Raw genomic sequence first — 12,997 nt, 5'->3', positions numbered from 1 at the left:
AGAACTGGCAGAACTAGCAGCGCTGGCAGGGTTGGCAGAACCGTCAGAACTGGCGGTCCAGCAGGAGATGCGAAAAATACCCAAGCACGGCGGCAAGGTACCACGGCGCGGCGGATTGCCAGGCCCAGCCGTACAGCAGCACCGGGGCCAGCAGCAGCGGCAGCGGCACAAGCAGCATGGCCCACCAGGTGTGGGTCCACCCCCGGTGGCCGTCGATGGCGGGCAGCATGGCCAGCAGCCCCAGCAGGGCAGCCCACTGATAGTGCCGGGTGGCGATGAGCGCCGCGTCGGCCAGCACCAGCAGGCCATAGAACCAGGAGCGCCCGCGCGAGTGGGTGTCCACGTCCGGGGCCAGGGCAAAGGCGGTGGCCACGGCCAGTTGGGCGGCCTGGGTGGGCAGGCCGGGCGCATGCACGCGCAGGGTCTGCGCGGCGAACAGGGCTCCGGCGGCCAGCACGGCGCCGCCGATGATATGGGTGCGGTATCCGGGCATTGGTGATGTGGGTTGGGGTGGGGGAACGCGGATGGGAACGTGCGGCGCGGGCCGTGGGCCGTGGCTCCACACTGCGCGCCGGGCGACCATATGCCACCCCCCGCCCGCCGGGCAAGCGGGGCGCGCTGGCTAGGCCGGGGCGGCCCATGCTACATGGGGGTGGCTGCGTGAGGGGGCTGCATGGGCTGCCCGTGCCGCCCGCCCGCGTGCCCCTTCGCCCCGTTCGCCCCTTTCGTCCTGTCCCGCCGTCCGGCACAGTCCCTGTCACCGCCAACCGTGGAATCCGCCATGTCCGAAGCATCGCCCGCCGACGCATTCTCCTCCCCCGGCCAGCAGGCCGCCGCAGCCGTCCGCACCATCCTGTTCACCGGCGGCTGCCGCAGCGGCAAGAGCGGGCTGGCCCAGCGCTGGGTGGAATCGCTGGGGGCGACGCGGGTGTACATCGCCACCGGGGCCGCCCGCGACGCGGAGATGGCCGAGCGGGTGCGGCGGCATCAGGCCGCGCGCGGCGCTGGCTGGCGCACGGTGGAAGAACCGCTGGACGTGTGCGCGGCCTTGCGCGGGTGCATGGGGCCGGGCGCGGGCGAACCCGCCGCGCAACCCCGTCCCCATGGCGTGCTGCTGGACTGCGTCACCCTGTGGCTGACCAACCGCATGCTGGCCGACCATGACGACGTGGCCATCCTGCGCGGGGTGGAAGATTTGGCCGCGCTGCTGCGCACGGCCGCCGTGCCCGTGGCCGTGGTGACCAACGAAGTGGGCTGGGGCGTGGTGCCGGAAACGCCGCTGGGCCGCCGCTTTCGCGATCTGTCCGGCGAGGCCAACCAACTGCTGGCGTCGGCCTGCACCGACGTGATCCTGGCCGTCAGCGGGCAGCCGCTGGCCGTGAAGGGCAGGGTGCCCGCCGTCTGCGCGGGGTAGGGGCTGGACCCCGGCCCGCCGCTGGAGTAGAAGCCGCATGTGCCGCCCGTGCGGTTTCAACCCCTGAACAGGAAATTCACATGCTCAAATATTTCCGCAGCCTGATTTCTCTCTGCCTTGCATTGGCCGTGGCCCTGCTGCTGGCCGCCCCCGCCCTTGCCGCTGGCGAGGAAACCCCGGAAGCCGCCCTGCGTCAGGTGCAGACCGCCATAGACACCCATGATGCCGCCCTGCTGGAAAAGTACGTGGACGTGGGCCGCATCACCCAGCGCGGCGTGGACGCCTTCATGGCCGACCTGGTGTCGCGCCCGCCCAAGGCCCTTTCCGGCAGCGGCGAAACCCTGCCCCTGCTGGCCATGCTGTCCAGCGCGGTGCAGTCGGGCGCGCAGTCGCAGACCGCCCAGACCGTGAAGATGCTGGTGGCCGAAGAAACCCGCAAGTTCGTGGTGTGGGGCGTGTCGTCCGGCAACTTTTCCGGCAAGCCGGTGAAGAAGGAACGCCAGGCCTCCGACGGTGGCCTGTTCTCGCCCCTGTTCTCCGACGCCTCCGTGGGCCGCAAGGAACTGCGCGGCGTGAAGTCCGTGACCCGCGACGGCGACAAGGCCGCCGCCTCGGTGGTGCTGTTCGACCACGGCAGCGAGCGCTCCTACCCCGTGGACCTGGCCCTGACCAGGCGCGAGGCGGGCAACTGGCAGGTCACCGACGTGACCAACGCCGCCGCGCTCATTGCCGCCATCCGCAAGGAAGCGGAAAACCGGTAGGACTTCGGCCCGCCCCGGTCCGGCTTGCCGGGGGGCGGCGGTCTGCCGGTGCCCCCGCTGCGGGCAGCCGGAACCACGCAGCCCCTTTCGCCCCTTTCGTCCCTTCCGTACTATCGGGCCGCATGCGATGATCGCGTGCGGCCCTTTGCGTTGCAGCGCCTTGCGAAAGTGCGCACTGCACGAGACGCAAGCGCCGCCAGATCGTCACGCATGCGTCACGGGCATGGGCGACATGGTGGACACTCGCACCGCCCGGCAATCCGCCGCCCGCGCCCCCACTCCCCGGAGGGGGAATGCGCCCGGCCCGCCCGGCGGCCCCACCTTGTCCCACCATGCAGGAGGTCCGGCTCATGAACTGTTCCCGTTGGCATCACGCGGCACGGGCGGCCATCGCCCTGTTCGCCATTCTGCTGTGCTGCACCGTGGGCGTCGCCCATGCGAAGCAGGCGGCGCAGGCCAAATACGTCATCCTGCTCATCGGCGACGGCATGGGCATGGCCCAGCGCAATGCTGCCGAACTGTATCTGGCCGCGCAGAAGGGCGACGCCACCCCCGGCATCGTCAAGCTGAACATGAGCCAGCTGCCCGTGCAGGGGGCCACAACCACCTATTCCATCGATTCACTGATCACCGACTCCGCCGCCGCCGGGACGGCCATGGCCTGTGGGGTGAAGACCTCCAACCGGGGCCTTGGCGTGGACGGCAAGAACGTGCCCGTCACCTCCATTGCCGAAATGGCGCGCGACAAGGGCATGAAGGTGGGCATCGTCTCCACCGTCTCGCTGGACCACGCCACCCCCGGCGCGTTCTATGCCCATCAGCCCAGCCGCAAGAACTACTACGAGATCGGGCTGGAACTGGCCGCCAGCCGCATGGACTACTTCGCGGGCGGCGGCTTTCTGGACCCGGCGGGCAAGAAGTCGAAGATGGAAGGCGAAAAGCGCAACGTGGTGGACGCCATCCGCGCTGGCGGCTTTCGCTACGTCAACGACGCCGCGGAATACCGCGCCCTGAAGCCCGGCAAGGAGCGCGTGGTGTTCGTGAACCCGCGCCTGCAGGACGAGCAGGCCATGCCCTACGCCATGGATGCCGCGCCCGGCGACGTGAGCCTTGCCGAGATGACCCGCAAGGGGCTGGAGCTGCTGGACAACCCCAAGGGCTTCTTCATGATGGTGGAAGGCGGCAAGGTGGACTGGGCCTGCCACGCCAACGACGCCGTCAGCTCCATCACCGACGTGCTGGCCTTCGACGCGGCCGTGGCGGAGGCCATGCAGTTTCAGCGCAAGCACCCGGCCGACACTCTGGTTATCGTCACCGGCGACCACGAGACCGGCGGCATGTCCATCGGGTTTGCGGGCACCAAGTATGATTCGTACCACACCCGCCTGAAGCACCAGAAGATTTCGTACGTGGCCTTCGACGAGAAGTTCGCCGCCTTCCGCAAGGCCAATCCGCAGGCCAGGTTCGAGGACGTGCTGCCCATGGTGCGCGAAAACTTCGGCCTGGCCGTGCTGTCCGACGCCGAGCGTGCCGCCCTGCCCAAGGAGGGCGACGCGGCGGGCATGGTGCTGAAGGACTTCGAGGTGGCGGAACTGCGCGCCGCCTTCGACCGCAGCATGAAGGGCGGCGACCGCAAGGACCTTTCGGAGCAGGACTACCTGCTCTACGGCGAGTACGAGCCGTTCACCGTCACCATTACCCACCTGCTGAACCAGAAATCGGGCATTTCGTGGACGACCTACTCGCACACCGGCGTGCCGGTGCTGACATCCGCCGGTGGGGTGGGCGCGGAGCGCTTTGGCGGGTTCTACGACAACACCGACATCTTCACCCGCATGGCCGAAACCATGGGCCTGAAGGGTGCCGCGAAGGCTGGCGGCAAGCCCGCCGACAGGGCGGATGCGGGCAGTGCCGTGACCGGCCCGGTTGCCGGGCAGGCCGCCAGTCTGCCTGCCGGGCAGCCCGGGCAGGCCGTGGCCGCCAACTAGGCCGGACCGGGCCGGACCGGGCCGGTTGGGCAGACCGGCAAGGACGACCACACTGCGGGCCGGGCGGCGGGGCAATCCCGTGGTCCGGCCCGTTCCCGCATGGGCGGCAGACCGATAGGCGGCGGGGCGCGATGCGCCATCCCGGAGCACTGCGAAGGGCGCGGTGCACCACCACGCAGGAGAGCACATGACCACCGGACTTGAAGGAACGGCGAACGGCACTGTGGGAGCGGGCGATGCAAGAGGGGCCGAAGCGCCGGGCGCGCCGGACTCGGGACAGGCTTTGGCAACTGTGGTGGCCCCGGCGACTGCCGTCCCGGCGGGGGCAGGTTCGGCGTCTGCCGGATCGCAGTCAGCCGCCCCGCCGTACCTGCACATCCCCCTGCGCTCCACCCGGCGCGATACCCTGCTGTGCGTGGTGCTGGCCCTGGCCTGCCTTGCGCTCTACCTGCTGCCCACCGGCTTCGAGAACCGCCTGCCGGACAATGCGGTGCGCTGCCGGGCCACGGTGGTGTCCGTGGACAATGACCGGGTGCATCAGTACGGCATTGTCCGCATGGGCACCCAGTACGTGACCCTGCGCGCGCTGGACGGTCCCTACGCCGGGCAGACGTGGCAGGCGGGCAACGAACTGGTGGGCAAGATGGAGTTGGACAAGGTGTTTGCCCCCGGCGACACGGCCCTGCTGGTGCTTACCCTGCGCGACGGCAAGGTGGCCGACGCCGTGGCCCAGGACCACTACCGTCTGCACACGCAGGCTCTGGCTTTCGGGGTGTTCGCCCTGCTGCTGGTGGCGTTTGCCGGGCCCACCGGGGTGAAGGCGCTGCTGTCCTTCGTGTTTTCCGCGCTGATGATCTGGAAGGTGCTGGTGCCCGCGCTGCTGCGCGACGTGGATCCCATCCTGCTGGGGCTGGGCGTGACCACGGCCATCACCGCCGCCACCATCCTGCTGGTGGGCGGCATGAATCGGCGCGGGCTGGCCGCGTGGCTGGGCACCCTGCTGGGCATTGCCGCCACCTGCGGTCTGGCGCTGGCCTTCGCCGGGCCGTTCCAGTTGCACGGCGCGGTGCGCCCCTATGCGGAAACGGTGCTCTATTCCGGCTACCCGCACCTGCACATGACGCGCATCTTTCTGGCCAGCATCTTCATGGCCTCGTCCGGGGCGCTGATGGACCTTGCCATGGACGTGGCCGCCAGCATGGCCGAACTGGTGGCCCAGAACCCCGGCATCTCGCGCCGGGCAGCGCTGGCATCCGGTCTGCGGGTGGGCCGGGCCGTGGTGGGCACCATGACCACCACGCTGTTGCTGGCCTATTCCGGCGGGTACATCGCCACGCTGATGCTGTTCATGGCGCAGGGCATTCCTCTGGAAAACGCCCTGAACCTGCCCTTTGTGGCGGCGGAGGTCATGAATACCCTGGTGGGCAGCATCGGCTTGGTCACCGTGGCCCCGTTCACCGCGCTGACGGGGACGTGGTTGCTGGTGATGAGGTGAGCAATGTTAGCTACTTGTAGAAGTTTGTAGCGATGGGTAACTGTGTTGGTGCGGATAATGTGCCGTTGGCTGCTTTCGTTAAAAGATATATCCATCTTTCTATGAAATCATCTGTATGATCAAAGTCTATTGGGGTGGGTCCAAAGGCAGGGGAGTATATGTGCGTTGTTGTTTTTGATAGTGCAAGATGTATGTCATTTATTTGGTGTTCATCTAAGGGGAATGGTTCATAAGATGTTTTTCTTTGCATAAAAGAGAAGAAGTTTATTTCATGGGCTCTATACTCATCGTTGTGTGCTGATGCATAGATAATATTAGATCCAAACTGGTACTTGCTCATGCCTTGGTGTATATATAATTTTGATACATTTATAATTTTGTATTCCGAATGGCTGGGTATTGGCTGGGGTAGAGCGGTGCGGGCAATCTCGAATTGAATTTTTGCTTGTCCGAGATATAGCTCGTGTGCGTGTATGTTGTGTGTGGAATTTGGGGCATGTTCTTGGATTGTTGAAAAGAGTTGTGCGATTATTTCCGTAATGATTTGCCTTGATTCTATGTGTAGGTTGTTGATGTGTGAAATTCTTCGTTGTTCTTCTTGGCGTTGTGCTTCTTTTTGTGCTTCAATGGACGCGATTTGAGCACTAACTTGTGAGAGCGCGTTGAAGTGAGTATGCTCAGTGTCGCCTAGTGTGGCAGACTTAAAGGCGTTAATGCATATTTTGATGCTTGGTCTTACTTCGGGGGCTTTGCGGAGACACGAGTAGATGACAGATTTTGCTCTAGGGTGGCATTGGATGATGTCGGGGGGCACGGTATTAATATGTTGTTGGTAGTAGTCCTCTGTTGATGGCCCTGAAAAAGGGGGAGAGCCTGTGAGTAGGGTGAAAGCTATGCAACCTATAGCATAAATATCTGTTTTTTGTGTTGGATGTTCAAAATTCCACTGTTCTGGTGAAGCGTATGGTGGGGTAAGAGCATCACGTAATGTTTTTTTTGATGTTGCTTCTTCCACGAATTTTGCTATCCCGAAGTCTGATATTTTCCATGTGTGATCGTGGAATAGTATGTTCTCAGGTTTTAAATCTCTATGCGAAATGTTTGCAACTTCTTGAAGTCCGTTGCAAATAGCTATGAGAATATTAAAAGCCTCTTTTTGTTCTATTTTATTTTTGAAAATGTGGTCGGCCAAGCTGAACTCAGCTTTTGGCATTATAATGAAGTAATGTTCGGTTTCTTGATCTAGCCCAGAGTCCATTGCGTTTAGTACGTTTTGGTATGAGTTGCCTTTTAGTTCATTTGCGATGCGTGCCTCGCGGTATGCGGCGAATTTCGCATCGATGTGGAGTTTTTTTACAGCAACAACGTCGCCTTCTGCTGAATATCCCTCAAATACTTTTCCAAATCCTCCTGAACTTCCGAGCTGTTTGGTTGGGTCATAAAGCCACTGTCTGTCATCCAGAGCTATTTTTATGAGTTCTTTATTCATAGGTGTTTTGGGGGTTGTTGTTTTTTTTTAACGTTGAATCGATATGGCTAGAAAATGCAAGAAAAAAGGCTCCGGCATATGCCGAAGCCCTTTTCATTCTGGTACCGGGAGCGAGACTCGAACTCGCAAGGTGTTGCCACCGGCGGATTTTGAGTCCGCTGCGTCTACCAATTCCACCATCCCGGCAGGTGTAGGGAAAGGGCTATGGCACAGCGGGCATGGTCCGGTCAAGGGCTGGGTTGCACTGCGGGCCATAAGGGAGCCAGTTGGCGGCTCTCGGAACGGGCCGGATGGCCAATCGCGCAGGCCGAAATTTCATCCCCCCCGTCCGCTACTTCCCGCCCCGCGCTGCTTCCCTACTGGCCCTACTGGCCCTACTTTCCGTCGACGGGCTGCACCACCTTGGAAAAGGCGCTGCCGTTCCAGCGGTACAGCACCCTGTGGTCAAACTTCACCTGCGCAAGACCGGTGGCTGTCCACAGCAGGGCGCGTGCTTCCATGTCGTCCTGGCCAAGGCAGAGCATGACCGACGGGCTCATGCCCGTGGGCAGCTTGTACCCGGCGGCGAAGAATTCGGCGATGCCCGGCTCGTCCGGCGCGGCGACGGGGGCTAGGCGGCCGTCGGCCTTGCGGCGCCACAGTTCCAGCGCGCAGGCCTCGCCGTTCTGCACGCCCATGGCGGCCAGGGTGTCGCCGTTGTCGGCGCGGAACACCCGCACGGAAACCCGCGTGTCCAAGAGCGGCAGCGCTCCCACCACGAAGTGTTCCGGGGTGCTTTCGATGACCGCCCAGAAATCGGTTTCGCCCTCGTCGGCCAGTTGCTGCTTTTCCTCTTCGGTCAGCCCTTCGGCCGTGTTCTCGAAGATGGTGGCGGGCAGCATGCGGAACATGTCCAGCGCGGTAATCTGCCCCCCGGCCGCGTGGGCCGTCGCCGCGCAGGTGGTCGCCGCCAGCGCCAGTGTCGCCGTCAGCGTGACCAGCAGGGCGGCAACGCGCAGAATGCGATACATGGTGAACTCCTTCCTTCTTTCGCTCGCCGTGGCCGGGCCGCCATGGCGCACTCATGATACGCGGGCCACGGGGCAGTGTCCATTTGCAGGGTGCCAGAACGGTGGGGAATTTTCGTGAGCGGGGTCACGCTTTGCGGGAATGGACAGTTGCCGCCGCGCCGCGAACGGCGAGAAGCGCAACGCCCATTCTCCTGAAACATTGTGGCGCGCGCCCGCGCGGGGTGGGGCGGCCACTGCGACATGGCAGGTAAAGCCGCTTCCAAGTCCCCGTCGTTTCCGGTATTACGGTGCTCCAACAAACGGAGCATATCGTGAATCTTCCCGTCGGTTCCTTCATCAACATGGCCGCCGTCATCGGCGGCGGCGCGCTGGGCATGCTGCTGGGCGCGCGCCTGCCCGACCGGGTGCGGGCCATCGTGTTTCAGGGGCTTGGGCTGTGCACCATGGTCATCGGCATGCAGATGGCCTTCAAGACGGCCAACCCGCTGATCATGATCTTCAGCATTCTCAGCGGGGCCATCATCGGCGAACTGCTGCGGCTTGAAGACGCCTTCGCCCGCGCGGGCGAGGCCCTGAAGGCAAAGCTGCGCTCCGGCAACCCGCGCTTCACCGACGGTTTCGTCACCGCCACGCTGCTGTTCTGCATCGGGTCCATGGCCATTCTGGGGCCGTTCGACGAAGGGCTGCGCGGCGACCGCACCATCGTGCTCACCAAGTCGATTCTCGACTGCTTCGCAGCCATTGCCCTGGCCTCGGCCTACGGGGTGGGGGTGCTGTTCTCCGCGCTGCCGCTGTTCGCCTATCAGGGCGGGCTGACCATGTTCGCCGGGGTGCTCCAGCCGCTGCTGGGACCGGCGGTGATGAATGAACTGACCGCCACCGGCGGGCTGATGGTCATCGGCATCGGCATCAACCTGCTGGAGCTGAAGCGCATCCCGCTGGCCAACATGCTGCCCGCGCTGCTCACGGCGGTGCTGCTGGCCTCGTTCTTCGGGTAGCGCGGCGGCGGGGCGGGGGCGGGTTTGTGCCCGGCCCGGCCGACATGCGCCATCCCCGCGCGGTTTTGTGGCAAGCGCCACGCATTTTTCCGGCGCGTTCGTGCCCCGGCAACGCCGGGCGCAGGGCGCGCCGGACGCCGTTTGGCGCGGGCGCGTGGCGGCGTGGCGGCCACCCGTCACGGCATGGCGGCCGGACCATCTTGCTCCGGGTACTTGCCCCGCGCGCCGGATGTCGTATCTTACCCCCTGTTGCGGAATGTCGCGTCCTGTCACGTAAGGTCGCGTAAGGTCGCGACGATGAACCCGGAAGCATCGCGCCAGCACACGCTGGCCGTGTCGGTTCGCGCACGCCCGTGCCGCGCGCGCCGCGCCCCGTGCACGCGCATTTTCCGCCGCGCCCACGCACACCACCCCAACCCGCGCGTACCCGCACGACACTTCGGCGGCCCCGTCCGCCCGCCCCATACGAGACCCACCGCATGAGCAAGCCCTGCATTCACATCGAGGGAGCGCGCCAGCACAACCTCAAGAACGTCACCCTCGACATCCCCCGCGACGAACTGGTGGTGGTCTGCGGCCCCTCCGGCTCGGGCAAGTCCACCCTGGCCTTCGACATCGTCTACGCGGAGGGCCAGCGCCGCTACGTGGAATCGCTGTCGGCCTACGCCCGCCAGTTCCTGCCCCAGATGGACAAGCCGGAGGTGGAGAAGATCGAGGGGCTGTCCCCGGCCATCTCGCTGGAACAGCAGACGGCCACGCGCAACCCGCGCTCCACCGTGGGCACCGTGACCGAGGTGTACGACTTTCTGCGCGTGTTCTGGGCGCGGCTGGGGCGCATGTACTGCCCGCAGTGCGGCCTGCCCATCGAGGCGCGCGCGGCGGACGAGATCATCGCCGACATCCTGGCGCTGGGCGAAGGCACCCGGTGCATCGTGCTGGCCCCGCTGGTGGAACACCAGAAGGGCACCCACCAGGACCGCTTCAAGAAGCTGAAGGCCGAAGGCTTCGTGCGCGTGCGGGTGAACGGGGCCATCATGGGCATCGACGAGGTGCCCGCGCTGGACAAGAACCGCAAGCACACCATCGACCTGGTGGTGGACCGGCTGGTGATCAAGGACGGCATCCGGGGGCGGTTGGCCGATTCGGTGGAACTGGCCCTGCGCTACGGCGACGGACGTCTGGTGGTGCATCTGCCTGCGGAAGGAGAAGGGAAGGACAGCGGTGCAGGGAAGGGCAGCACCAACGCCGGGCGCGACATCGTGCACTCCACGGAATCGGTCTGCCCGGCCTGCCGCATCAGCCTGCCCGCGCCCAGCCCCCAGCTGTTCTCGTTCAACAGCCCGCAGGGGGCCTGCCCGCGTTGTCTGGGCCTTGGCAGCGTGGAATATTTCGAGCCCGCGCTGGTTGCGCCTAACCGGGGCCTGTCGCTGAACACCGGCGCGCTGCTGCCGTGGAAGAACACCAAGCTGTTCGAGCGCCACAGGGACGCCCTGACCGCCCTTGGCAAGCGCTGGGGCTTCACCCTGTCCACGCCGCTGGCCGCCTATTCGGCGGATGCCCTTGATGCGCTGTTCCATGGCGAGACCGAGGACGGCCGCCCGGCGGGGCGCGGCGCGGGCAGCAACCTGCGCCGCAACTGGCTGGGCGGGTCCGTGGTGGTAGGCGGCAACGGAAACGGGGAGAACGGGGGACACGACCATGGCCCGGCGCTGCCCGTGGCTCCGGCAGCCGCCAACGGCACCGTCACGGACGACCGCTGGCCCGGCGTGGTGTCCATCCTCGAACAGGGCATGCAGTACGGCGACGCCTGGCGCGAACTGTTGTCGCGCTACCGCCAGAGCATGGCCTGCCCGGTGTGCTCCGGCGCGCGCCTGCGCCCGGAATCGCTGGCCGTGCGGGTGGACAGCCTGAACATCCACGAATTCTGCTCCATGTCCGTGGCCCGCGCGCTGGACTGGCTGCGCGAACGCCGCTTCGAGGGGCGTCACGCGCTGGTGGCCGAGCCGCTGATGAAGGAACTGCACCACCGGCTGGAATTCATGGTCAACGTGGGGCTGGACTACATCGCCCTTGGCCGCAACATGGCCACCCTGTCCGGCGGCGAGGCGCAGCGCATCCGTTTGGCCTCGCAGTTGGGGTCGGGGCTGGTGGGGGTCACCTACGTGCTGGACGAACCCTCCATCGGCCTGCACCCGCGCGACAACGAGCGGCTCATCAAGACCCTGCGCAGCCTGCAACGGCGCGGCAACACCGTGCTGGTGGTGGAACACGACGAGGCCACCATCCGCGAGGCGGACACCGTCATCGAGCTTGGACCCGGCTCCGGGGCGCTGGGTGGCGAGGTGGTGTTCAACGGCCCGGTGGACGAACTGTTGTCCGCGTCGCAAAGCCTTACCGCGCAGTACCTGCGGGGCGACATGTCCATTGCCCGGCCCGTGGCGCGGCGCGCCCCGCGCGGGTGGATGACCCTGCACGGGGTGACCACCAACAACCTGCAGGGCATCGACTGCCGGGTGCCGCTGGGCGTGCTGACCTGCGTGACCGGGGTTTCCGGCTCGGGCAAGAGTTCGCTGGTCATGGACACCCTGTACAAGCACCTGGCGCTGGCGCAGGGCATCCGGGTGGACCAGCCGGGCACCATCGAGGGCATCGAGGGCGCGGAGACCATCGAGCGCATCGTGTCCATCGACCAGACGCCCATCGGCCGCACCCCGCGCTCCAACCCGGCCACCTACACCAAGATATTCGATGAGATACGCGGCATCTTCGCCATGACGCCCGACGCCCGCAAGCGCGGCTACAAGCCGGGCCGGTTCAGCTTCAACGTGCGCGGCGGCCGGTGCGAGGCCTGCGGCGGCGACGGGCAGATCCGCGTGGAGATGCACTTTCTGCCCGACGTCTACGTGACCTGCGACGTGTGCAAGGGCCGCCGCTACAACCACGAGACGCTGGAAGTGCGCTACAAGGGCCTGAACATCGCGGAAGTGCTGGACCTTACCGTGCGGCAGGCGCGCCAGTTCTTCGAGAACTACCCGGTGCTGGAACGCCGCCTTGGCGTGCTGGAGGACGTGGGGCTGGAATACCTGCGCCTTGGCCAGCCCGCCACCACGCTGTCCGGCGGCGAGGCGCAACGCATCAAGATATCGCGCGAACTGGGCAAGCGCAGCCTGCCCGGCACCATGTACATCCTGGACGAACCCACCACCGGCCTGCACATGCACGAGGTGGGCAAGCTGATCACCGTGCTGAACCAGCTGGTGGACCGGGGGGCCACGGTGACGGTGATCGAGCACAACACCGACGTCATCCTGGCCTCGGACCACGTGGTGGACCTGGGGCCCGGCGGCGGCGAGAACGGCGGGCGCATCGTTTCGGCGGGCACGCCGGAAGAGATCATGGACGACCCCCATTCGGTCACCGGCACCTTTCTGGTGCAGGAACACGCCACCCGCCACCCCGGCGTGCCCATGCCCCGCGTGCCGGTGGCCGCCGCGCCCGCGCCCATCCAGATTCCCGGCGTGGACATGCGGGATGCGGGTGATGCGGGAGACACGGCGGATACGGGGGGCGCGGACGTCGACAGCCCCGACCCGGATCATGTGGATGGCGCGGGCAACACGGGGGCCACGGCGGCCTCCGCCAGGCCGGGGCGAAAGTCCAAGACCGGTGCGGCAGACAAGCCCGGCAAGCCCTGCAAGCCCGGCAAGACGGACGGCGCAGCCTCGGTCGCCAGTGCCGCCGCCTCTGCGGACGCGCCGCGCAAGCGCGGCAGGCCCCGCAAGAACCCCCAGGCATGACCGGCGCGCCGGTGCGTGGGGAAGGGGGGCCGCCTCCGTTCCCCA

At 65.8% G+C, this 12,997-nt stretch carries 9 protein-coding genes and 1 tRNA gene; 6 read left to right on the top strand and 4 right to left on the bottom strand.

The window, feature by feature from the left end:
* Positions 1-43: 43 nt before the first annotated feature.
* A complete protein-coding gene (locus tag RVX_RS11220) occupies positions 44-493 on the bottom strand; it encodes a metal-dependent hydrolase (RefSeq protein ID WP_116305926.1) in 450 nt (149 codons plus the stop codon).
* A 288-nt stretch (positions 494-781) separates the two neighbouring features.
* Between RVX_RS11220 and cobU the strand changes: the two genes are divergently transcribed.
* The 4 genes from cobU to RVX_RS11200 all read left to right on the top strand — a co-directional run bounded on the left by cobU (position 782) and on the right by RVX_RS11200 (position 5,658).
* The gene (gene cobU, locus RVX_RS11215; protein WP_230404567.1) at positions 782-1,414 is read left to right on the top strand and encodes a bifunctional adenosylcobinamide kinase/adenosylcobinamide-phosphate guanylyltransferase; all 633 of its coding nucleotides are present in this window, start codon (positions 782-784) and stop codon (positions 1,412-1,414) included.
* An 80-nt stretch (positions 1,415-1,494) separates the two neighbouring features.
* Complete coding sequence (locus RVX_RS11210) at positions 1,495-2,175, top strand: DUF2939 domain-containing protein (protein ID WP_116305924.1); 681 nt, start codon at positions 1,495-1,497, stop codon at positions 2,173-2,175.
* Positions 2,176-2,525: 350 nt separating this feature from the next.
* Complete coding sequence (locus tag RVX_RS11205) at positions 2,526-4,163, top strand: alkaline phosphatase (RefSeq protein WP_116305923.1); 1,638 nt, start codon at positions 2,526-2,528, stop codon at positions 4,161-4,163.
* Between the two features lie 370 nt (positions 4,164-4,533).
* A complete protein-coding gene (locus tag RVX_RS11200) occupies positions 4,534-5,658 on the top strand; it encodes a YibE/F family protein (protein WP_116306553.1) in 1,125 nt (374 codons plus the stop codon).
* A 10-nt stretch (positions 5,659-5,668) separates the two neighbouring features.
* On the opposite strand, the gene RVX_RS11195 is transcribed toward RVX_RS11200, so the two are convergent.
* The 3 genes from RVX_RS11195 to RVX_RS11185 form a co-directional block, all read right to left on the bottom strand.
* Positions 5,669-7,147 carry a serine/threonine-protein kinase gene (locus tag RVX_RS11195; RefSeq protein WP_116306551.1) on the bottom strand — a complete coding sequence of 493 codons (1,479 nt, stop codon included), beginning with the start codon at positions 7,145-7,147 and terminating at the stop codon, positions 5,669-5,671.
* A gap of 99 nt (positions 7,148-7,246) precedes the next feature.
* Positions 7,247-7,333, bottom strand: a tRNA-Leu gene (locus RVX_RS11190).
* Between the two features lie 188 nt (positions 7,334-7,521).
* Positions 7,522-8,157: a hypothetical protein gene (locus RVX_RS11185; protein WP_116305922.1), complete on the bottom strand. Its 636-nt coding sequence runs from the start codon at positions 8,155-8,157 to the stop codon at positions 7,522-7,524.
* Between the two features lie 311 nt (positions 8,158-8,468).
* Here RVX_RS11185 and RVX_RS11180 point away from each other — a divergent pair, with 311 nt between their 5' ends.
* Complete coding sequence (locus RVX_RS11180; RefSeq protein WP_116305921.1) at positions 8,469-9,155, top strand: DUF554 domain-containing protein; 687 nt, start codon at positions 8,469-8,471, stop codon at positions 9,153-9,155.
* A 479-nt stretch (positions 9,156-9,634) separates the two neighbouring features.
* Positions 9,635-12,952: an excinuclease ABC subunit UvrA gene (gene uvrA, locus RVX_RS11175; protein ID WP_116305920.1), complete on the top strand. Its 3,318-nt coding sequence runs from the start codon at positions 9,635-9,637 to the stop codon at positions 12,950-12,952.
* Positions 12,953-12,997: the final 45 nt, after the last annotated feature.

Source organism: Nitratidesulfovibrio sp. HK-II, assembly GCF_003402415.2.
Taxonomy (GTDB): Bacteria; Desulfobacterota; Desulfovibrionia; order Desulfovibrionales; family Desulfovibrionaceae; genus Cupidesulfovibrio.
The sequence above is the reverse complement of the archived record's forward strand: the minus strand, read 5'-3'. Positions and strand labels throughout refer to the sequence as shown.